Raw genomic sequence first — 21,517 nt, 5'->3', positions numbered from 1 at the left:
AGGGGCCAATCCAGGAGGTCCAGACCTGAACCGCGGCTTCGGCCGCGGACCCTCACGCCGAGGCGTGGGCCGGGCAGGGGAAGACCAGCCGGAAGCGGGTGCCGGCCCCCAGCTGGGACTGCACCTCCACCCGGGCCCTGGCCTTGTCCAGAAGGATCCGCACAGACGCGAGGCCGAGGCCGGAGGCCATGCCGGGCTCCTTGGTGGTGACGAAGGGATCGAACATGCGGGCCTGGATCTCGGGGGCGATGCCGGTACCCGTGTCTTCCACATCCAGGTAGGTCTCGCCGGTGGCCGCTTCCTTGCTCACCGCCAGGCGGATGGTCCCGCCCCCGGGCATGGCGTCCCGGGCGTTGGCCACCAGGTTGACGAGGATCTGCTTCAGGTCCTCGGTGTGGATCCGCACGGGGGCCGGTTCGTGCCCGGGCTGGAGCTGGAGGTGGACGCCCCCCGGGACCAGGAGCCGCAGCAGGCCCTCCAGGGCCGCCAGTTCCCGGCGCAGGTCGCGCACCTCGCCGTCCTCCTGGAGCTGCCGGGAGAAGTCCATGACGCGCGAGGAGAGGGTGGCGGACCGCTCCACCGCCTCGATGATCGCCTCCACCGCGAACCCGGACACCTTCATGCGGCGGGTCAGCTCCATGCGGAGCACCTCGGCCGCGTTGAGGATGGACCCGAGGCCCTTGTTCAGGTCGTGGACCAGGCCCGCGCCCAGGACCACCACCGCGTTCAGGCGCTCGTTCAGGAGGGCCACACCCTGCATGCGCTCCAGCTCCGCGGTGCGCTCCGCGACCCGCGCTTCCAGGGTGCGGTGGGAGGCCGCCAGTTGGACCTGGAGCAGGAACTGGCGCCCGACCAGGGCCGCCGTCAGCAGGAGGAAGGTCCCCATCACCCAGGGGGCGGGGGAGGCGCCCCGCATCACCTGCAGGACGATGAGGGCCGCGCTGGCCAGGAAGGGGATGTGGAGGAGGGCGGCCGCCAGGACGGGGTTGTCCGCGGGCTCCGCCTCCGGGGCTTCCACGGGGCGCTCGCACAGGGGAACCAGGAGGAAGCAGGCGGAGGTGAAGGGCGTGAGGGCCAGCCAGGGCGAGTGGGCGGCCACGTGGAGGCGGTGCACCCCCTTGGCGATGAAGGCCATCTGCAGGAAGACCAGACAGCTGTTCAGGATGAACCAGCCGAGGGGGCCCCGCAGGCGCCGGGGGTCTTCCGCGGCAAAGTAGGCGGCCACGCCCCCGGCCAGGACCAGGCGGGAGAGCATGGTCGTCGCCAGGATCCGGATCGTCGGCTCGCCCTGGTAATAGGGCACCCAGGAGGCCTGGCTCCAGGGGAGGAGCACGATGGAGAGGCAGAAGACCATGGCCCCCAGGGCGCTCGGGAAGCCGTGGTCCCCCACCCTGCGCCAGGGCCAGCGCCAGATGCCCAGGGCCATGCACACCCCCCCGAGGGGCGTGGCCGCGGATAGGGCCATCCGCCAGGCGGCCCGAGCCATCTCCGGCGCCGGCAGGAGGACCCAGAGGGCGTTTCCGGCCAGGATGATGCCGATGCCCAGGGCGAAGAGCCGCCAACCCGCCGCCTCGGCGGGGACGGCCCGGGCCCGGCCCCGGCAGGCGAGGATCGCCAGGACGTTGGCGGCCAGGATCGTGAAGCTGTGGACGTACCAGGGCAGGTTGCCCGGCAGGAAGGGGATGGCCAGCGCCAGGGCGAGGCTCGCCGCCGCCGCTCCCGCGAGGAGGAGACCGGGTCGGAGGCTGGGGGAGGGGAAGGACATGGCCTGGGCTTTTCCTTAAGGATGCTTATCGTCTGCCCGGAGTCTTCGGACAAGACCATTTTGAAGGAAAGCCATGAAAATGAAAGACTTTGATAAAAAGATGACCCTTTTAATGCAATATTTCATTAATGATAGAAAAACAGGCCGTGGGCGGCCTGACCGGTCCTCCCAAACGCCAACATGTGTTCCAACAACCAATTGACCCACCGGGCGCGCCGCCCGGAGGAATGAAGCATTACTCCATTTCGGGTCCCGGCCGGTTTCCCGAACCTTCGCCGTTCAGGCGGTAGCCGATGCTGGGCTCGGTGATCAGGTACCGGGGCCGGGTGGGATCCACCTCGATCTTCCGCCGGAGCGTGCCCATGTAGATGCGCAGGTAGTGGGTCTGCCCCGCGCCCGCGGGCCCCCAGACCTCGTTCAGGAGCTGGGCGTGGGTGACCACCTGGCCGGCGCGCCGGGCCAGGGCCTCCAGCAGGCGGTATTCCAGGGGCGTCAGGTGCACCGGCGTCCCGTCCACGGACACGTCCCGGCGCTCCAGGTCCAGGCGCAGGGCCCCCAGGACGAGGAGGGGCGTGTCCTGCGCCGGCCGGGCCGCGTGGCGGAGGGCGACGCGGATGCGGGCCAGCAGCTCCGCCGCGCCGAAGGGCTTGGTCAGGTAGTCGTCGGCGCCCAGGTCCAGGGCCGCGACCTTCTCGCCCTCCTGGTGCCGGGCGGAGATGATCAGGATGGGCTTGCGGCTCCAGCCCCGCAGCTGCCGGAGCACCTCCAGGCCGTCCAGGTCGGGCAGGCCCAGGTCCAGGAGCACGAGGTCCGGGTTGTGGGTGCGGGCCTGCCGGAGGCCCTCGTGGCCCCCTTCCGCCACCTCCACCCGGTAGCCCTGGGCCTCCAGCGTGGGAACCAGGAACCGCCGCAGGGCGGCCTCGTCCTCGATGATCAGGATCTGGGGCTGGGTCATCATGGGCCGGTCTCCAGGGGCGGTTCGGGCGGGGGTCCGCCCGTGGGCAGGGACAGGCGGAAGCGGGCCCCGCCCCCGGCCCGGTCCTCCACCCAGATGCGGCCTTCATGGGCCTTGAGGATGGCGTCGCAGATGGCCAGGCCCAGGCCCACCCCGCCATCCCCTTGGCGGTCCGGCATGCGGAAGAACTTCTCGAAGACGCGCGCGTGGTAGGCCTCCGGTATCCCGGGCCCCCGGTCCTCCACCGCCAGTTCCACCGAATCGCCGGCGGCCCAGGCCTCCAGCCGCACCGGACTGCCGCCCGCGTGCCGGCGGGCGTTGGCCAGCAGGTTCAGGAGCACCTGCTCCATGAGCCCTCCGTCCAAGGGCACCGGCGGCAGGTCGGCGGGCAGGACCACGTCCACCGGCAGCGGCCCCTCCCGCTCCGCCCGGCCCAGGGCCGAGCCCACCACCTCGTCCAGGGGTTGCCAGGCCTTCTGGACCCGCAGCACGCCGCTCTCCAGGCGCGTCAGGTCCAGGAGGTTGCCCAGGAGGCGGGCCAGGCGAACGCTCTCGTCCCGGATCATGGCGAGCAGGTCCCGCCGGCTGGCCTCGGGGAGGGCCCCCTCGGGCAGCAGCAGGCTGGTGGCCGCGCCCTGGATGGCCGCCAGGGGCGTGCGCAGGTCGTGGGAGACCGCCCCCAGGAGGGCGCTCCGGGCCCGCTCCGTCTCGTTCTCCACCCGCGCCCGCTGGGCGGCCTCCACCCAGCGGATCCGCTCCAGGGCCAGGGAGCCCTGGGTGGCGAAAGCCTGGAGGAGGCCCCAGCGGTGCTGCGGCAGGGAGCCGCCGCCGGCGGGGCGCAGCTGCAGCAGGCCCGCGGGGCCCGCGGGCCCTCCCAGCGGCACGTAGGCGCAGGGGGCCAGGTGCAGGGGCGCCAGGGGATCCTCTCCGGCCGGGGCCGCCGCGAAGGCGGGCAGCATCTGCTCCGGGGCGGGACAGGGGGGCGCCGGCCGCCCTTCCGGGTAGCTCCGCCACCCGCCCCCCTCCGCGGGCAGGCGCATCCACGCCTCCGCATGGAAGAGCCCCTGGATCCGCTGGGTCAGCACCTCCGCCACCTCCTCGATGGTGGAGCACCGCGCGAGGGATCGCCCCAGCAGCATGAGCAGCACGGATTCGGCCTGGGCGATCCGGCCCGCCCGATACTCCCGGCGCAGGCGTTCCAGCAGATGCACCAGGAGGAGCACGCCTCCCTGGTTGGCCGCGAAGGCCGCCAGGTGGGGCCAGTCGCCCACGGCGAGGCCGCGGGCCGGCCCCGGGAAGACGCCCGCATAGAGGGCGAGGCTCCCGGCGACGCCCGCCAGCGCGGTGGCGAGGCCCCAGCGCTGGTGGATGAACCAGATGGCCAGCCCGAACACCAGGGCCAGGGCCGGGAAGCCGATCTCCACCGCCAGCGCCGCCCCGAAGATGCCGGCGAGGACGAGGATCACCGCCAGGGCCGCCCCCACCCCCACCAGGTCGCGGAAGACATCGCCCCGCGGCTCCCGGGGGGCGTCGCCGTCCAGGGGCACCGCGAGGAGCGGCACGTCCAGGTGACGTCCCAGCAGGGCGTGGATCCGGGAGCGCTCGAGCCGGTCCCAGGGACCCCGCGCCCGGGCGAGCCCGAGGATGATCAGGGAGGGCGTCCGCCCCCGGGCCTGCGCCAGGAGGCCCGAGACCACCGAGGGGGCCCGCACCCAGAGGGCCTCCGCCCCCAGTTCCGAGGCCTCCTGCAGCCAGACCCGCGCCTGGTCCGATTCCTCGGGGGTGTTCCAGCCCGGCACCTCCACGTGCACCACGCGCCAGGGGCAGCCGCGTTCACTCGCCATGCGGAAGCCCGCATGGACGAGTCGCAGGCTCCGGGCGTCCGAGCCCAGGCCCACCAGGATGGGGCCGCCCGTGGGGTCGGCCTTCGCGGCGTTCACTGTTCGTGCCTCCTCGGCGTGTCCGCCCATCATGCCACGCCCTTGGGAAAGGCGCGGAATCCCTCACTTTTTACACAATCTTTATACCCGATGAGCGGGTCTTCATATCACTGTGGTGGGCAGTATCTTGCCCCCCCGAGGCAGGTGCGACCCCCGGCCCGACCGGGGTGGGCGCAGCCGTGTCCCGGGAACACCCCCCTTCATCCCCCTTTCAGGAGCGCCCCGTGCTACCCCAGATCAACACCGGCAACACAGGATTCATGATCCTTTGCGCCAGCCTCGTCATGCTCATGACCCCGGGCCTGGCCTTCTTCTACGGCGGCCTCTGCGGCCGCAAGAACGTGCTGGCCATCATGATCCAGAGCTTCGTCTCCATGGGCTGGACCACGGTCCTGTGGTTCGCCTTCGGCTACTCCATGTGCTTCGGCCCGACGATGCACGGCATCATCGGCAACCCGCTGAGCCACGCCTTCCTGAAGGGCATCACCCTGCAGAGCCTCTACCAGGGCAACGCCGCGCTGGGCATCCCGACCTTCGTCCACGTGGCCTACCAGATGATGTTCGCCATCATCACCCCCGCCCTCATCACCGGCGCCTTCGCCAACCGGGTGACGTTCAAGGCCTACATGTGGTTCCTGACGGCCTGGCTGATCTTCGTGTACTTCCCCTTCTGCCACATGGTCTGGCATCCCGAGGGCCTCCTGGCCAAGTGGGGCGTCCTCGACTACGCCGGCGGCATCGTCGTGCACAACACCGCGGGCATCGCCGCCCTCGCCTCCGTCCTCTACGTGGGCAAGCGCCGGATCGTGGACAGCGTCCCCCACAGCATCCCCCTCGTCGCCCTCGGCACCGGCCTCCTGTGGTTCGGCTGGTACGGCTTCAACGCCGGCAGCGAGTTCCAGGTGGACAGCGTGACCACCTCCGCCTTCATCAACACCGACGTCGCCGCCTCCTTCGCCGCCGTCACCTGGCTGGTGGTGGAGTGGATGAACGCCAAGCAGCCCAAGTTCCTCGGCCTCCTCACCGGCGCCGTGGCCGGCCTGGCCACCATCACCCCCGCCGCGGGGTACGTCTCCCCCGCCACCGCGGCGCTGATCGGCGTCCTCTCCGGCGTGATCTGCTACTACGCCGTGGCCCTGAAGAACCGCCTCGGCTGGGACGACGCCCTCGACGTCTGGGGCGTGCACGGCGTCGGCGGCTTCATCGGCATCATCTTCCTGGGCCTGTTCGCCAACAAGGCCTGGAACCCCTCCATCGTCACCAACGGCCTGCTCACGGGCGGGGGCACCTCCTTCCTCGTCAAGCAGATCACCGCCGTGGCGGTCTCCAGCGCCTGGGCCTTCGTCTTCACCTACGGCATGCTCTGGATCATCGACCGCATCACCCGCGTGAAGGTCGAGGAGGGCGTCGAGGAGGCCGGCCTGGACATGGGCCTCCACGGCGAAGTCGCCTACACGGACGCGCTCTAGCGTTCCACGTTCCACGCTCCCCGCGCCTCGGCGTTCGATCCCCCTCCCGGGTCCGGGAGGCGGGCCGGGCGCCGAGGCGCGGCGGCCCCGGAGGCGCCCCGCGTTTCAGGTCTTCCCCGCCGCGGGGCGCCGCCGCACACTTGACCATCGCCTCGCATCCCCCACGGAGCCTCCATGCGCATCCCCCTCCTCCTCCTCGCGGGAGGCCTCTGCCTCTCGGCCGAGGCCCCCGCCGTCACCTGGCACGGCGCCCTCTGGGCCTCCGCCACGGCCACGGACCGGGACACCCCGGACGGGTCCCTCTTCCTCCGGCCCCTCGACGCCTCCGCCGGATCCTTCGCCCTCGACGGCGTCCAGCTCAGCGCGGACGTGGCGCTGGCCGAAGGGTGGGCCTTCAGGTTCACGGCCCTGGGGGGCCGGATGGCCCGGAACCTGAACCTGGCCTCCGGGTCCTCCCACGACGGGGACCTGGCCTGGCCCGAGGCCTACGTGAGCTGGACCCGCGGCGCCGACACCCTCAAGGCCGGCCGCATGTACACGCCCCTCGGCATGGAGGTGCTGGACGGCACCCAGACCGTGACCGCCAGCCGCGGCCTCCTCTTCACCTACGCCCTCCCCTTCGCCCAGGTGGGCCTGGCCTGGCACCACGCGTTCTCCCCCTCCTGGAGCGCGGACCTCTGGGTCATCAACGGCGAGGACCGCCTCCAGGACAACAACCGCGGCAAGACCGTGGGCCTGGGGGTCACCTGGAACCGCGGCGGCTCCCCGGACCATTTCGTCACCCTCATGGGGTTCACGGGCCCCGAGCAGGACGGGCTGGGCGCCAGCGCGGGCACGGGCGCGGAGGGACGGAAGCGGAGCCGGGTCAGCCTCAGCGGCCAGTGGGTCCTGGACCGCCTCACCCTGCAGTTCGAGGGCGACGCCGCCCGCGAGGACCTGGCCCCCGGGACCCTCGTCCACGGGGGGCTCCGGGACCGGGCCACCTGGAACGGCGCCGGCCTCATCGCCCGCTATCGCCTGACGGAGGCCTGGGCCCTCTTCGGGCGGGCGGAGGCCCTGAACGACGACACCGGCCTCCGCCTGGCCTGTGACCCGACCCTGGCCGCCGTCCTGCCGCCCACCCAGGGGGTGGACCTGCAGGCCACCGCCTTCTGCCTGGGCGTCGAGCGCCGCTGGAAGCAGGCGTTCACCCGGCTCGAGGTGCGCCGGGATGCTTTGAATTTCAAGGTTTCCGACGCCGCCGGCCGGACCTTCAAGGACGCCCTGAGCGCCACCTGGCAGGTGGGCGCCAGCTTCTGACCGCCCTGCCCGGGCCCCGGGGGCGGACCGGTCTGCGCCGGTCTGCCCCCGACGCCGCCGGGGGATTGTTGACAAAATCGGTTATGATAAATTTGTTCGCCCGCCGGACCCCGGCGCAAGGAGAGCTTGTGGTCAACACCGAGACGATCCCCGGCGCCTGCACCCTCTCCCGCGAGGAGAAGGTCGGCCTGCTCCGCACGATCTACGCCTCCCGCCGCATCGACGACCGGGAGATCACCGGCAAGCGCCAGAACAAGGTGTACTTCCAGATCAATGGCGCCGGTCACGAGGCCTTCCAGGCGGCCGCAGCCCTCTGCTTCCGCCCCGGCCAGGACTGGTTCTTCCTCTACTACCGGGACCGCGCCCTGGCCCACGCCCTGGGCGTATCGGCCCGGGACATGTTCCTGGGCTCCGTGGGCTCGGGCCTCGACCCCGCCACCGGAGGCCGGATGATGCCCGGGCACTGGTCCGATGACCGCCTCAACATCTTCTCGACCTCCAGCCCCACGGGAACCCAGTTCCTCCAGGCCGTGGGCGCGGCCGAGGCCATCCTCCGGGCCGAGCGCGAGGGGCTTTCCGCCCGGCTCGGCATGACCGAAGGCGAAGTGGTGCTCGTGACCACCGGGGACGGCACCGTCTCCGAGGGCGAGTTCTGGGAGGCCGTCAACAACGCCGTCAACCTCAAGGCCCCCGTGGTCTTCCTGGTGGAGGACAACGGCTACGCCATCTCCGTGCCCACCGAGGTCCAGTACCCGGGCGCCAACGTGGCCGCCCTCCTCAAGGGCTGGGAACCCCACGGCCTCCTCGTCCTGGACGACGTGGACGGCTGCGACCCCGTGGCCAGCCACGAGGCCGTCCAGAAGGCCGTCGCCCACGCCCGGGCCCGGCGCGGGCCCGCCCTGGTGCGCGGCCGGGTGGTGCGGCCCTACTCCCACTCCCTCTCGGACGACGAGCAGCTCTACAAGACCCCCGCCCAGCGCGCCGAGGAGGCCCGCCGGGACCCCATCGTCACCTGGCCCGCCCGCCTCTTGGAGGCCGGGGACCTGACGCCTTCCGAATGGGAGACCCTCCGGGCAGAGGTGGACCAGGAGGTGGACGCCGCATGGCAGGAGGCCGAACAGGCCCCACCCCCGGAGAGCGGCTCCAGCTTCCGCCACCTGTACAGCGAGACGGTGGACCCCACCGGCCCCGCCTTCGACACCGAAGACCGGACGCCGGACCAGACCAACGCCGCCAAGACCATGCTGGACCTCATCAACGCCACCCTGAAGCAGGAGATGGCGGAGAACCCGCTCATCCTGGCCTTCGGCGAGGACGTGGCCGACGCGAGCCGCCCCGAGATCCTGGAGGTGGTGAAGGGCAAGGGCGGCGTCTTCAAGGCCACCCACGGCCTCCAGCGCCAGTTCGGCGAGAACCGGGTGTTCAATTCCCCCCTGGCCGAGGCCACCATCGTGGGCCGCGCCATCGGCCTCGCCGCGCGCGGCTTCAAGCCCGTGGTGGAGATCCAGTTCTTCGACTACATCTGGCCCGCCATGCAGCAGATCCGCGACGAGCTGGCCAACATCCGCTGGCGCAGCGACAACCACTTCAAGGCCCCCGTCGTCCTGCGGGTGCCCATCGGCGGCTACCTCATGGGCGGGGCCGTCTACCACAGCCAGTGCGGCGAGAGCACCTTCACCCACATCCCGGGCCTGCGCGTGGTCTACCCCAGCCGGGCCGTGGACGCCGCCGGCCTCCTGCGCACCGCCATCCGCTGCGACGATCCCGTGCTCTTCCTGGAGCCCAAGCACCTCTACCGGCAGACCCACAACAAGGGCAACGACCCGGGCCCCGGGTACATGATCCCCTTCGGCAAGGCCCGCCTCGCCCGGGAGGGCACCGACCTCTCCGTGATCACCTACGGCAGCACCGTGCACCGCGCCGTCCAGGCCGCGCGCCAAGCGGAAGCCGAGGGCCTGTCCGTGGAGATCCTGGACCTGCGCACCCTCAGCCCCTACGACTGGGAGGCCGTCGCCCGCACCGTGCGGAAGACCCGCCGGGTCCTCGTGGCCCACGAAGACACCCTCCAGTGGGGTTACGGCGCGGAACTGGCCGCCCGCATCGCGGACGAACTCTTCTTCGAACTGGACGCACCGGTCAAGCGCCTGGCGGCCAAGGACACCTGGGTGGCCTACCATCCCAGCCTGGAGGACGAGATCCTGCCCCAGCCCAGCGATTTCCTGGAGGCGTACCGGGCGTTGGCCCGGATCTGAGGCCCGGTCCCGGTCCCGCGAAGCGGGGGCCCACGGCGCGCGGCTGAGGCGCGCGCCGCGGGTCCCCGCTCCCGGGCGGGAGACCGCTCAGTGGTGGCCGTGGGCCGGGGTGTCGGCGACGGGCGCGGGGAGGTAGTCCACCTTGCGGCCAAAGACCAGCCAGACGCCGAAGACGGCTTCCACGAGGATCCCGGCGCCGTGCAGCAGGCCGAGGGAACCCTGGAACCAGGGGTAGAGGTGGCTCAGGAGGCCGGCCACCACCGAGGCGGCGCCGAAGGTGACCAGGAACCCGCCGATCCGGGCGGCCGGGAGGGGGTTCGGCTTGACCTCGGCCGGGACCGTGCCCAGGGGGCGGGTGAGCTCGCCCAGGAGCTGGGTGCCCTGCAGGATCAGGATGGACGCCAGGACGTAGAAGGCGATGTACGACAGCATTGCGGGCTCCGGTGACCTCCCAGGATGGCACGGATGGGGCCTCCTTGAAAAAACCTCTTGCAGCAATCAATCGATTGATTAAAACTGAAACCCGCTTGATCATTCGGTTGATTAAGCCCCAGGTGACCCATGACCCCCATCGATCCCGAATCCAACACCCGCCTCCGGCTGCTCGAAGCGGCCGTCTTCTGTTTCGCCGAGCACGGCTTCGACGGCACGGGGATCCGGGAGATCGCCCAGCGGGCCAAGGCCAATTCGGCGCTGGTCCAGTACCACTTCGGCGGCAAGACCGGCCTCTACGCCGCCGCCCTCACCCACATCTTCACGATCCGCCCCCTGCCCTTCGAGGTGGTGCCCTCGTCCCCCGATGAGCCGAACGCCCGGGAGCGGGCCATCCATGCCTTCCACCAGCTGGTGGAGAGCCTGCTGCGGGAGATGCTGGCCTGCGGGGAGGGGGGCGACTTCGACCGGGCCGCCCACCAACTCATCAACCGCGAACTCCAGTCCCCCCGCCCGGACATGGTCGAGCTCCTGCGGGGCCACATCCAGCCCCTGGTGGACCAGATCACCCGGTGCATGCGGGCCCTGCGCCCGGACCTGGACGACGAGGAGGCCTTCCTGTCGGTCAACAGCCTCTTCGGCCAGATCACCCACTTCCACATCAACCTTCCGATGATCCGCATGATGACCGGCGACCCGGCGTGGCCCCGGGACGTCCAGGCCCTCGTGCGGCACATCGTCCAGTTCAGCCTCAGGGGTCTGGCCGTCCCCGAAGCCCTTCCCGGAGCCCGTCCATGATCCTCCTCCTGCCCCCCGCCGAGACCGCCCCCCAGCCGCCCGCCCCCCCCGAGGTCCCCCTCGACCTGGCCGGCGCCCTCGCGCGCGCCAAGGCCGAGAACCCCCTGCTCAAGGCCGCCAAGGCGCGGGTCACCGAGCGCCAGGGCCTCATCACCAGCACCCGGGCCGACGCCCTGCCCCAGCTCACCCTGGCCGGGGACTTCACCCGGTACCGGGACGTGAGCCTGCTCAACAGCAACATGGGTTCCAGCCTCAAGGACTTCGGCCTGGACCCGGCCCAGCTCCTGAGCCCCACCAACCTCTACACCACCCAGGCCACCGTCTCCCAGCCCCTCTTCTATTTCGGCAAGCTGGGCACCGCGATCCAGGTGGCCAAGATGGGCGAGAAGGAGGCCAGCCTGGCCTACACCACCGCCGAGCTGGACACCCTCCACGGCGCCGCCAAGGCCTACATCGCCGCCCTCGCCGCCCAGGCCGAGCTGGAGGTGGTGCAGACCCGGCTCCGCACGGCCGAGCAGTTCCTGAGCGACGTGAAGGCCAAGCTGGAGGTGCAGTCGGCCACCGAGCTGGACCGCCTGCGGGCCGAGAGCGAATACCTGTCCGTGGTGCCGGAGAACCTGAACGCCGAGGCCACCTACAAGCGCGCCCTGGAGCTCCTCAACGGGGCCCTGGGCCTGGATCCGCACACGCCCCTGCGGCTGGCCGACCCCGGGGCCCCCAGCCTGGACCTCCCCCTTTCCGGCGCGGAGCGCAGCGAGATCGCCCAGCTCAAGCAGCAGGAGGCCATGTACCGGGCCAACGACACCATCATCAAGTCGGACCTGCGGCCCAAGTTCGATTTCAACGCCTCGTACGGCTACCAGGCCGGCAAGACCAACAACCTGTTCAAGGAGCCCTACGACACCTGGAAGGTGAACGTGACCATGCGCTTCCCGGTGTTCGACGGGCTGCGGTCCTCGGGCAAGCGGGCCCAGAACCGGGCCCAGCTCGAGCAGGTCACCCAGAGCCGCATCGACAAGGAACGGGCCATCGCCGTCGAGCGGAGCACCGCCGAGCGGGAGATGGTCAAGGCCCGCGCCTACGACGAGGCCGCCCGCAAGGCCTATGACGCGGCCCTGGAGGCCCTCCGCACCAGCCGCGAATCCTTCGACCAGGGCCTCATCACCTCCCTGGACCTCCTCCAGGCCGAGCGCGCCGAACGGCAGATGGACAGCCAGCGCCGCCGCGCCCAGCTCGGGGTCTGGACCGCCCTCTTCGATCTGCGCCGCGCCTGTGGCCTGCCCCCCCTTGGATGATGAACCGGACCGTGAAAGGTGACGCCATGAACCCCACCCGTACCTATGTCTACACCGCCCTCGCCCTGGCCCTCGCCGCCGGCGCCATCGGCTACCACCGCGTGCAGCGCAACCACGAGCTGGCCAAGCAGCGCGGCCAGAAGGTGGAGGGCCTCGTGCCCGTCACCCTGGCGGCCGTCGAGAACCACCCCTTCCGGGCGACCCTCCCCTTCACGGGCACCCTCCTGGCCGTGAACCGCGCCGAGCTCAAGGCCGAGGTCGCGGGCCGGATCACCCGCGTTGCCGTCCAGGAAGGCGACAGGGTGGGCGCCGGCGCCCTCCTCTCCGCCCAGGACGAGGATGAGCTGCTCCTCGCCGTCCAGGCCGCCGAGGCCCAGCTGGCCCAGGCCCAGGTGCAGGCCGCCCAGGCCAAGCGCGACAACGACCGGGCCCAGAGCCTCCTGGAGAAGCGCTCCGTCACCAAACAGTCCGCCCAGCTGGCCGAGACCCAGTACAACGCGGCCATGGCCGTGGCCCGGGCCGCCGAGAGCAACCTGGGCCTGGCCCGCACCCGCCTGAAGAAGTCGCGGCTCACCGCCCCCTTCGCGGGCGAGGTGGCCCAGCGCATGGTCCAGCCCGGAGAGATGCTCAGCCCCGGCCAGACCGCCTTCAACCTGGTGGACAACCGCAAGCTGGAGATCGTCGCCGACCTGCCCAGCGAGATGGTCGCCCACATCAAGCCCGGCATGAAGGCCACCTTCCGCGTCCCCGGCTTCGAGGCCCCCTTCCAGGCCACCCTCGCCCAGGTGAGCGGTTCCGTCCTCCAGGACGGCCGGACCCTGCGCGTGCGCCTGGAGGTCCCCAACCCCGACGGCCGCCTCAAGAGCGGGCTCTTCGCGGAAGGGGAGATCCTGGGCGAGGGCGAGGTCCCCCGCCCCGCCCTGCCCTCGGCCATCCTCACCACCGTGGGCCGGGACGCGGACGTCTACATCAACGAGAACGGCGTCGCCCGCCGCCGCCGGGTCACCGTCGGCCAGGACCAGGGCGGCTGGCGCCCCGTCGACGGCCTCGCCACGGGCACCCAGGTGGTTGCCCAGGGCCGGGACCTGGTCGCCGACGGCTCCCGCCTCCAGCCCGCCGCCGCGAAGGGGAACTGAGCCATGTTCCTTTCCGACCTTTCCATCAAGCGGCCCGTCCTCACCACCTGCGTCATGCTGGCCCTCGTGGTGCTGGGCCTCTTCTCCATCAAGGGCCTGGGCCTGGACAGCTTCCCCAAGGTCGACATCCCCGTCGTGACCGTCAGCGTCGTCTACCCCGGCGCCAGCCCCGACGCCGTGGAGCAGGACGTCGTCAAGAAGATCGAGGAGGCCGTCAATCCCGTCGAGAAGGTGCGGGAGATCAGCTCCACCAGCCAGGACGGCCTGGGCACCGTCACCATCGAGTTCGAGATCGAGCGGGACCTGGACAAGGCCCTGGACGACGTCCGCTCCAAGGTGGGCCAGATCCGCCGCAACCTGCCGGACACCATCAAGGAACCCATCATCCAGAAGTTCGACCCGGCCCAGCTTCCCGTGCTGAGCCTCGTGGTCCGGCCCCTGGACACCCACAAGGACATGAGCCCGCGGGAGCTCACGCGCATCGCCGACGAGTTCCTGAAGCGGCGCATCGAGAACATCCCCGGGGTCGGCAAGGCCGAGGTCGTGGGCGGTTCCACCCGCAACATCCTCGTCAACGTGGATCCCCAGCGCCTCGAGGCCCTGGGCCTCACCCTCCCGCAGGTCATGGGCGCGCTCGGCCAGGACACCATGGCCATCCCCAGCGGCAACCTCCTGACGCCCACCCGCGAGATCTCCGTGCGCGTCGACGCCAAGGCCCGCAAGGTCGAGGACTTCGCCCACGTGGTGGTCGGCAACCGGCAGGGCCGTCCCGTCGAGCTCCAGGAAGTGGCCCGGATCGTGGACGGCATCAAGGAGAAGCGCAGCCTGGCCCGCATGGACGGCGTGGACGCCGTCGCCCTGGAGATCCAGAAGCAGATCGGCGGCAACACCGTCGCCATGGTCCAGCGGGTCGACGCGGCCGTGAAGGCTCTCCAGCCGGAGCTGGCCAGGCTCGGGGTCACCACCGTGAAGGCCAAGGACAACTCCAAGTTCATCGTCGACTCGGTGGACGACGTGGAGGTGTCGATCATCCTGGGCGGCCTCCTCACCGTCGTCATCGTCTTCTACTTCCTGAAGAGCTGGCGCTCGACCATCATCACCAGCCTAACCCTCCCGGTGTCCGTCATCAGCACCTTCACCATCATGAAGGGGCTCGACTTCACCCTGAACACCATGACCCTCATGGCCATCTCCCTGGCCATCGGCATCCTCATCGACGACGCCATCGTGGTCCGCGAGAACATCACCCGGCACGCCGAGATGGGCAAGGACCACGTGACCGCGGCCCGGGAAGGCACGGCCGAGATCGGCCCCGCCGTCATCGCCACCACCCTCTCCATCCTCGCGGTGTTCGTCCCCGTCGCCTTCATGGGCGGCATCGTGGGCCGGTTCTTCTTCAGCTTCGGCATCACCGTCGCCTTCGCCGTCGCCGTGTCGCTCTTCGTGAGCTTCACCCTCGACCCGATGCTCAGCGCCGTCTGGCCCGATCCCGAGCACGAGAAGGGCTACCAGGAGTCCCACCACGGGCACCGCCGGTTCATCATGCGGACCGTGGACTGGTTCAACGACCGCCTCGACGGGTGGGAGCAGTCCTACAAGAAGGGCATCGAGTGGGCCATGACCCACCGGGCCGCGGTCATGGGCGTGGGCCTGGGCAGCTTCGTCCTCGCCATGAGCCTCTCCGGCATGCTCGGGGGCGACTTCATGCCCGACTACGACCGCGGCGACTTCCAGGTCGGCTTCAAGGTCGAGGCCGGAGCGAGCCTGGAGGCGGCCAAGGCCAAGGCCGCCCAGCTGGAGACCATGATCCGCACCACCCCCGACGGCCAGCCCAGCCGCGAGGTGGAGCACGTCTACACCACCATCGGCACCGGCCTGAACGGGACCATCACCGAGGGCACCATCTACGTGAAGCTGACCGAGGGCCACCGGCGGGACATGAAGTTCATCCGCCGCGAGCTCCGCGACCGCTTCCGCGCCATGCCCGGCGTCGAAACCGACATCAGCGCCGTCTCCGACTTCGGCGACAGCAAGCCCATCGCCCTGGCCGTCATGAGCCCGGACCGGCGCACCATGGAGAAGGCCGAGCCCCTCGTCCTCGACATGCTCAAGGGCATCGACGGCATCGTGGACGTGACCAGCAGCCGCGACAAGGGCAAGCCCGAGCTCCGGCTGGCCGTGGACCGGCGCCAGGCCTCCGACCTGGGCGTGAGCCCCTACACCGTGGCCTCCCTGGTCCGCCCCCTGGTGGACGGCACCGATGTGGCGAAGTACGAGGATCCCGCCAGCGGCGAGCAGTACGACGTCACGGTCCGCCTGTCGGATCCGGACCGCAGCCGGGGCGACCAGCTCGAGGTCATGACCGTCGGCTCCACCAAGAAGGACAAGGCCGGCAACAACCTCCAGGTCAAGCTGAGCAACGTGGCCCGCTTCGAGGAGACCACCGCCCCCAGCAAGCTGCAGCGCCGGGCCCTCCAGGCCCAGATCCTCATCACCGCCAACAAGGAGGGCCGCACCCTCAACGAGGTGGTCGCCGACGCCAACCAGCGCCTGGCCCAGATGAAGAAGGCCGGCCAGCTCCCCGAGGGCGTGGACGTGGTCTTCACCGGCTCCGCCCGGAACAACAAGGAGACCGCCGGCTACATGGGCACCGCCCTGCTCATGGCCGTCTGCTTCATCTACTTCGTGCTGGCCAGCCAGTTCGAGAGCTTCAAACTGCCCATCACCATCATGCTCAGCCTCCCGCTGTCCATGGTCGGCATGGTGGTGATGCTGCTCATCACCGGCGACGCCAACAGCATGATGACCTCCATCGGCCTCATCCTCCTGATGGGCCTGGTCACCAAGAACGCCATCCTCCTGGTGGACCGCGCCCTCCAGAACATGCGGGAGCACGGCATGGACCGCAAGGCGGCCCTCATCGAGGCCGGCACCACCCGGCTGCGGCCCATCCTCATGACCAGCTTCGCCATGATCGGCGGCATGCTGCCCCTCTTCCTCGCCCTGGGCGCCGGCGCCCAGATGCGGGCCCCCATGGCCCGGGCGGTGGTCGGCGGCATCATCACCTCCACCCTCCTCACCCTGATCGTCATCCCGGTGTTCTTCGACCTGCTGGACGGGTTCTCCTGGGCGAAGGCCTGGGCCTGGGCGAAGGGCCGGCTGAAACCAACAGACAAGTGACCGACGGGGCCCCGCAAGGGGCCCTTTTTGCGGAGGGCCTTGCGGCGATCGATTAATTAATTATCTTTTCGATACCACCCACGGAGTCCCCATGTCCGGCCCTCTTTCCTTCTGCGCGTGCCTGCTGGCCGCCTCCTGCCTGTCCGCCCAGGAGAGCGGGACCCTGGACACCGTCATCTCCACGCCCAGCCTGAAGGCCTACCAGAGCTCCGTCTACGCGAACAACCGCAAGGACTACGGCAACGCCGCGAAGCTGATGAGCACGGGGCCCGTCCCGGACCTGGCCTTCCATACCCAGCTGCAGCAGAACCCCTACTGGTACGTGGACCTGGGCCAGGTCTACACCCTCTCCAAGATCGTCGTGAAGAACCGGGCCATCCTCGCCGAAAGGGCGAATGGACTCCAGCTGTGGATCGGCCCGGACGGCCCCAATGCCCCCGCGCCCCCCACCCCGACCCTGGTGAAGGGGTTCCAGGTGCCCCCCAGCTTCAAGGCCTACACCTTCACCTGGGGCGGCGCCAACGGCCCCGCGCCCAAGGCCCGGTACGTGTGCCTCCGCCTCCCCGGCACCAACTACCTGCATCTCAACAGCATCCAGATCTACGGCCACTCGGCCCAGGCCGACATGGCCGCGCCGACGGGCAACATGCCGGCCGGCGCGGAGGACCCGCCGTCCTTCTGAACCCCTCCGTCCGCAGACGCCTGCCCAGCTTTCCGCCCCCACCCGGTCTCCTTCATCCGCAAGTCGAAGCACTCGGATGGTGGGGCCGGGTGAGGCGTGGCCCAGGGGCCATGGCATCGAAAGGGTCGAAAAGCCGGGCTAGGCCTCGACGCGGCTGCCGAGCACCTTCAGGAAGGCGCCGATCCAGGCGGGATGGGCCGGCCAGGCGGGAGCGGTGACGAGGTTGCCGTCCACATGGACGCCGTCCACGGGGATGGATTCGAAGCGGCCGCCGGCCTCGGTGATCTCGGGCCCCACGGCGGGGTAGGCGGTGCAGGGGCGGCCGGAGACGACGCCGGCGGCGGCCAGGATCTGGGGGCCGTGGCAGATGGCGGCGATGGGCTTGCCGGCCTTGGCCATGGCCTTCACGAGGTCCAGGACCTTGGGGTTCAGGCGGAGGTACTCGGGGGCGCGGCCGCCCGGGATCACGAGGGCGTCGTAGGCCTCGGCGGCGACGGCGTCGAAGTCGGCGTTGAGGGTGAAGCGGTGGCCGGGCTTCTCGCTGTAGGTCTGGTCGCCCTCGAAGTCGTGGATGGCCGTGCGGACGAAGTCGCCGGCCTTCTTTCCGGGGCACACCGCGTGGACGGCGTGGCCGACCATGAGGAGCATCTGGAAGGGGACCATCACCTCGTAGTCCTCCACGTAGTCGCCCACCAGCATCAGGATCTTCTTGGCCGCCATGCGCGCCTCCAGCAGAAAGGGGGTTGGGATGCGCTTGAGACTATACCTGGGCGTCCGGGAACTGCAACGAAGAAGGGCCCCGCGCGCGGGGCCCTTGCCTGGTCTGCCCGGGAGCCTCAGGGCGTGACGGTGAAGTCCGTGGCGCTCTGGACGGTGGCGCCGGACGCGGTCACGGAGACCTTGCCGGTCGTCGCGCCGGTCGGAACCTGGGCGACGATCGCGTTGGCGCTCGTCACGGAGAAGTTGGCGGCCACGCCGCCGAAGAGCACCTGGGTGGCGCCCTTGAAGCCGGAGCCCGCCAGGGTGACCTGGGCGCCCACCTGGCCCTGGGCCGGGGTGAAGCCCGTGAGGGCCGGGGTGACGGAGAAGAGGCTCGTGGAGCCGCCGGCGACGCCCTTGGCGTTGGTGACGGAGATGAAGCCCGTGGTCGCGGCGCTGGGCACCGTCACGGTGATCTGGGTGTCGCTGTCGACGCTGAACGCGGCGTCGGCCTCGCCGACCTTGACGGCGGTCGCGCCGGTGAAGCCGGAACCCGTGACGGTGACGGCGATGCCCACGCCGCCGGAGGCGGGATTGACGCCGGCGATGACGGGCGCGGCGGTCGCGTCGGCCAGGTAGGTGAAGGAGGCCGCGCTGGTGCCGGTCACGCCGTTGGAGACGACGCTGACGGGGCCCGTGGCCGAGCCCGCGGCGACGTTGGCCAGGATCGTGTTCGCGTCACGCACGTAGAACGTGGAGGGGACGCTGTTCCCGAAGGTCACCTGGGTGGCGCCCTTGAAGCCGGTGCCGGTGAGGGTCACCAGGGCGCCGGCGGCGCCGGTGCCGGGCGTGAAGGCCGTGACCGTGGGGGCGACGATGAAGCGGGTGGCGGAGGAGGCGTTGCCCAGGGCGCTGTTGACCTGGACGAAGCCCGACTCGGCCTCCTGCGGGACCTGGACGGTGATCTGGGTGTCGGACACCAGGGTGAAGTAGCAGGCGACGGTGCCGATCTTGACCTCGGAGACCCCGGTGAAGCCGGAGCCCGTGAGGGTCACGGTGCCGCCGGCCAGGCCCTGGGCCGGGGCGAAGGCGTCCAGCACCGGGGCCGTGACGGCGCCCGTGGTGCAGGTGAAGCTGGGGCCCGTGGCGACGACGCCGCTGGAGGAGGTCATCTGGATCGCGCCGGTCACCGCGCCCAGGGGCACGACGGTCTGGGCCTGGGTGGCGCTGTTCACGTAGAAGTTGGCGGTGAGCCGGCCCCCGGACTGGGAGGGGAAGGTCACCTTGGTGGCGCCCACGAAGCCCGACCCGGTGAGGGTGAGGGTGGTCCCGGCGGAGCCGCTGGTCGGCGAGAGGGTGTCCACCTTGGGCGTGACGTAGAAGGAGGTCGAGGTCCCGCCCGTGCCCTTGGCGTTGACCACGCCGATGACGCCGGACATGGCCTCATCCGGCACGGTCACCGTGAGCTTGGTGTCGCTCTGGCGGCTGTAGGTCGCGGTCGCGCCGCCGACGCTCACGCTCGTCGTGCCGTCGAAGCCCGTGCCCGTGAGCGTCACCACGGTCCCGATGGGCCCTTCCGAGGGCGAGAAGGAGGTGATCACGGGGGCCGACGAGGCCGACGGATCGGACTTCTTGCTGCAACCCAGCGCCGCTGCGATGCAGACGGCGGGCACCAGCGTCAAAACGTTTCGAACGACCATGTCGTGATCCTTGCTCAGCTGTGACCACTCCTCGGCGGGGCCATTCCGGGAATGTGCTGAAGTGATTGACAACCCCAAGGCAGGTTAACGGTTTGTCCAGAAGGGGGTCAAGCGCCCGGATCGCCGTTGATCGCCTCCAGGAAATCGGCGCCGTAGAGGTCCAGCTTTCTCGGCCCAACTCCGCTGACGGCAAGCATTTCGCTGAGGGTCGCGGGGCGGCTCCGCGCCAGCTCCTGGAGGGTGGCGTCGCTGAACACGAGATAGGCGGGCAGCTGCTTGCCGTCCGCGATCCGTTTCCGTAAGGCCTTGAGTTTCAAATACAAGGCCTCGCCGGGATCGGCGGCCTCCTCCCCGGACGCCCAAGTGCGTGATTTCTGAATATTTTCCGTGGGAACTTTTCGGGTCCTGCCCGCACGGGCCGCGGCCCTCAGCGCCTCGCCGACCACGTCCCGGCCCGAGCAGAGGTCGCACGCGTCCCCGCAGTCCCCGGCCCGCTCCCCGAAATGGGCGACGAGGGCCCGGTGCCGGCAGGATTCGCGCTCGGCGAAGGCGTACATGGCGCGGATCTGCTTGCGCTGGACGAAGGCCTGCGCGGGATCCAGGCCGTCCAGGAACCGTTCGAGGCTCAGCACATCGGCCCAGGAGTAGAACAGGACGCAGTCGGCGTCGGCGCCGTCGCGGCCGGCGCGGCCGATCTCCTGGTAGTAGCCCTCCAGGCTGCGGGGCATGTCCCGGTGGATGACGTAGCGGATGTTGCTCTTGTCGATGCCCATGCCGAAGGCGATGGTGGCGGCCACCACCTCGGCGTCGTCCCGCCGGAAGGCCTCCTGGACGCGATCGCGCTCGGCGGGGTCCAGGCCCGCGTGGTACGCCAGGGCGCGGATGCCCTTCTCCCGGAGGAAGTCCGCGGTGGCCTCGGCGGCCTTGCGGGACAGGCAGTAGACGATCCCGCTCTGGCCCGGCCGGGCCCGCACGAGGCGCAGCACGGCGTCCCGCACCCCGGGACCGTCGCCGCCCTTCTTCACGGCGTGGAGCTTCAGGTTCGTCCGGAGGAAGGACCCGAGGTGGACGAAGGGATCCGCCATCCCGAGCTGGGCCACGATGTCCCGCCGGACCTCGTCGGTGGCGGTCGCGGTGAGGGCCAGCACGGGCAGGCCCCCGAACCGGGCCTTGAGCCCGGCCAGGTTCCGGTAGGCGGGCCTGAAGTCGTGGCCCCAGTGGCTGATGCAATGGGCCTCGTCGACGGCGATGAGGCGCAGGTCCAGCTGGTCCAGGAGCGGCCCCACGCTCTGCTCGATGCCCTCGGGCGCGGCGTAGACCAGCTCCATCTCGCCGCGCCGGAGCTGGCGGATGCGCTCCATGCGCTCGGCGGGATCCAGGCTCGAATTGAGGAAGGTGGCGCGCAGCCCCGCCTCCTGGAGGGCGTCCACCTGGTCCTTCATCAGGGCGATCAGGGGCGAGATCACGAGGGTGGTGCCCCCCAGGATGCGGGCGGGAAGCTGGTAGGTGAGGGACTTGCCGGCCCCGGTGGGCATCACGGCGAGGCAGTCCCGGCCGGAGAGGACGGCCCGGATCACCTCCTCCTGCCCCGGGCGGAACCGGTCGTAGCCGAAGGTCTCCTTCAGGCGGGGCCGCAGGTCCCCCCCGGCGCGCACGGCCAGGGCCAGTTCCTTGAGGGCCTGGAGGTCCTCCGGGCCGAACGCCTTGGGCTCCTGCCGGTAGCGGCCCCGCAGCGCCTGCAGGGCCCCGCCGGCGGCCTCGGTGTCCCCGGCCGCCACCAGGGCACGGAGGGATTGGATCTCGGTTTCAAGGGTCGGTGGGGCCGGCGGCATCCCTCCAAGGTACACCGGAGCGATGGCTGCTCGTCAGCTTTGGGGCGGCGTTCGTTCGCCGCCGTGACCGCCGGCCCCCGGTT

15 protein-coding genes are annotated in these 21,517 nt (G+C 70.6%); 8 read left to right on the top strand and 7 right to left on the bottom strand.

Annotated features, from left to right (window positions below):
- Positions 1-52 precede the first annotated feature (52 nt).
- From R2J75_RS03095 to R2J75_RS03085, 3 genes are all read right to left on the bottom strand, one after another.
- Positions 53-1,765 (bottom strand): sensor histidine kinase, encoded by a 1,713-nt coding sequence (locus R2J75_RS03095; protein WP_316411051.1) that lies wholly within the window; start codon positions 1,763-1,765, stop codon positions 53-55.
- A gap of 235 nt (positions 1,766-2,000) precedes the next feature.
- The gene (locus R2J75_RS03090) at positions 2,001-2,723 is read right to left on the bottom strand and encodes a response regulator (RefSeq protein ID WP_243331316.1); all 723 of its coding nucleotides are present in this window, start codon (positions 2,721-2,723) and stop codon (positions 2,001-2,003) included.
- Positions 2,720-4,660: an ATP-binding protein gene (locus R2J75_RS03085; RefSeq protein WP_243345626.1), complete on the bottom strand. Its 1,941-nt coding sequence runs from the start codon at positions 4,658-4,660 to the stop codon at positions 2,720-2,722. The genes R2J75_RS03090 and R2J75_RS03085 overlap by 4 nt, the downstream gene beginning before the upstream one ends.
- A 260-nt stretch (positions 4,661-4,920) precedes the next feature.
- Between R2J75_RS03085 and R2J75_RS03080 the strand changes: the two genes are divergently transcribed.
- The 3 genes from R2J75_RS03080 to R2J75_RS03070 all read left to right on the top strand — a co-directional run bounded on the left by R2J75_RS03080 (position 4,921) and on the right by R2J75_RS03070 (position 9,680).
- Positions 4,921-6,129 (top strand): ammonium transporter, encoded by a 1,209-nt coding sequence (locus R2J75_RS03080; protein ID WP_279341718.1) that lies wholly within the window; start codon positions 4,921-4,923, stop codon positions 6,127-6,129.
- 174 nt (positions 6,130-6,303) lie between these two features.
- A complete protein-coding gene (locus tag R2J75_RS03075; RefSeq protein WP_243331322.1) occupies positions 6,304-7,428 on the top strand; it encodes an outer membrane beta-barrel protein in 1,125 nt (374 codons plus the stop codon).
- A gap of 128 nt (positions 7,429-7,556) precedes the next feature.
- Positions 7,557-9,680: an alpha-ketoacid dehydrogenase subunit alpha/beta gene (locus R2J75_RS03070; RefSeq protein WP_316411049.1), complete on the top strand. Its 2,124-nt coding sequence runs from the start codon at positions 7,557-7,559 to the stop codon at positions 9,678-9,680.
- An 87-nt stretch (positions 9,681-9,767) separates the two neighbouring features.
- Here R2J75_RS03070 and R2J75_RS03065 read toward each other — a convergent pair whose 3' ends face one another.
- Entirely contained in the window at positions 9,768-10,112 is a 345-nt protein-coding gene (locus tag R2J75_RS03065; protein ID WP_243331326.1) for a hypothetical protein, read from the bottom strand.
- A 129-nt stretch (positions 10,113-10,241) separates the two neighbouring features.
- Between R2J75_RS03065 and R2J75_RS03060 the strand changes: the two genes are divergently transcribed.
- The 5 genes from R2J75_RS03060 (at position 10,242) to R2J75_RS03040 (ending at position 17,203) form a co-directional block, all read left to right on the top strand.
- Positions 10,242-10,910 carry a TetR/AcrR family transcriptional regulator gene (locus R2J75_RS03060; protein ID WP_243331328.1) on the top strand — a complete coding sequence of 223 codons (669 nt, stop codon included), beginning with the start codon at positions 10,242-10,244 and terminating at the stop codon, positions 10,908-10,910.
- On the top strand, positions 10,907-12,205 hold the full coding sequence (locus R2J75_RS03055; RefSeq protein ID WP_316411048.1) for a TolC family protein: 1,299 nt from the start codon (positions 10,907-10,909) through the stop codon (positions 12,203-12,205). Before R2J75_RS03060 ends, R2J75_RS03055 begins: the two co-directional genes overlap by 4 nt.
- A gap of 26 nt (positions 12,206-12,231) precedes the next feature.
- A complete protein-coding gene (locus R2J75_RS03050) occupies positions 12,232-13,341 on the top strand; it encodes an efflux RND transporter periplasmic adaptor subunit (protein WP_243332122.1) in 1,110 nt (369 codons plus the stop codon).
- A gap of 3 nt (positions 13,342-13,344) precedes the next feature.
- Positions 13,345-16,521, top strand: coding sequence for an efflux RND transporter permease subunit (locus R2J75_RS03045; RefSeq protein WP_243332120.1), 3,177 nt, complete (start codon positions 13,345-13,347; stop codon positions 16,519-16,521).
- A gap of 91 nt (positions 16,522-16,612) precedes the next feature.
- Positions 16,613-17,203 carry a galactose-binding domain-containing protein gene (locus R2J75_RS03040; RefSeq protein WP_243332118.1) on the top strand — a complete coding sequence of 197 codons (591 nt, stop codon included), beginning with the start codon at positions 16,613-16,615 and terminating at the stop codon, positions 17,201-17,203.
- A gap of 138 nt (positions 17,204-17,341) precedes the next feature.
- Here the strand turns inward: R2J75_RS03040 and R2J75_RS03035 are convergent, their stop codons facing one another.
- The 3 genes from R2J75_RS03035 to R2J75_RS03025 form a co-directional block, all read right to left on the bottom strand.
- Positions 17,342-17,923 (bottom strand): DJ-1/PfpI family protein, encoded by a 582-nt coding sequence (locus R2J75_RS03035; protein ID WP_243332115.1) that lies wholly within the window; start codon positions 17,921-17,923, stop codon positions 17,342-17,344.
- A gap of 116 nt (positions 17,924-18,039) precedes the next feature.
- Positions 18,040-19,602, bottom strand: a complete 1,563-nt coding sequence (locus R2J75_RS03030; protein WP_243332113.1) for an IPT/TIG domain-containing protein — start codon at positions 19,600-19,602, stop codon at positions 18,040-18,042.
- Between the two features lie 107 nt (positions 19,603-19,709).
- Positions 19,710-21,434: a RecQ family ATP-dependent DNA helicase gene (locus R2J75_RS03025; protein WP_243332112.1), complete on the bottom strand. Its 1,725-nt coding sequence runs from the start codon at positions 21,432-21,434 to the stop codon at positions 19,710-19,712.
- Between the last annotated feature and the right edge of the window lie 83 nt (positions 21,435-21,517).

The organism is Mesoterricola sediminis, assembly GCF_030295425.1.
Lineage (GTDB): Bacteria > Acidobacteriota > Holophagae > Holophagales > Holophagaceae > Mesoterricola > Mesoterricola sediminis.
The sequence above is the reverse complement of the archived record's forward strand: the minus strand, read 5'-3'. Positions and strand labels throughout refer to the sequence as shown.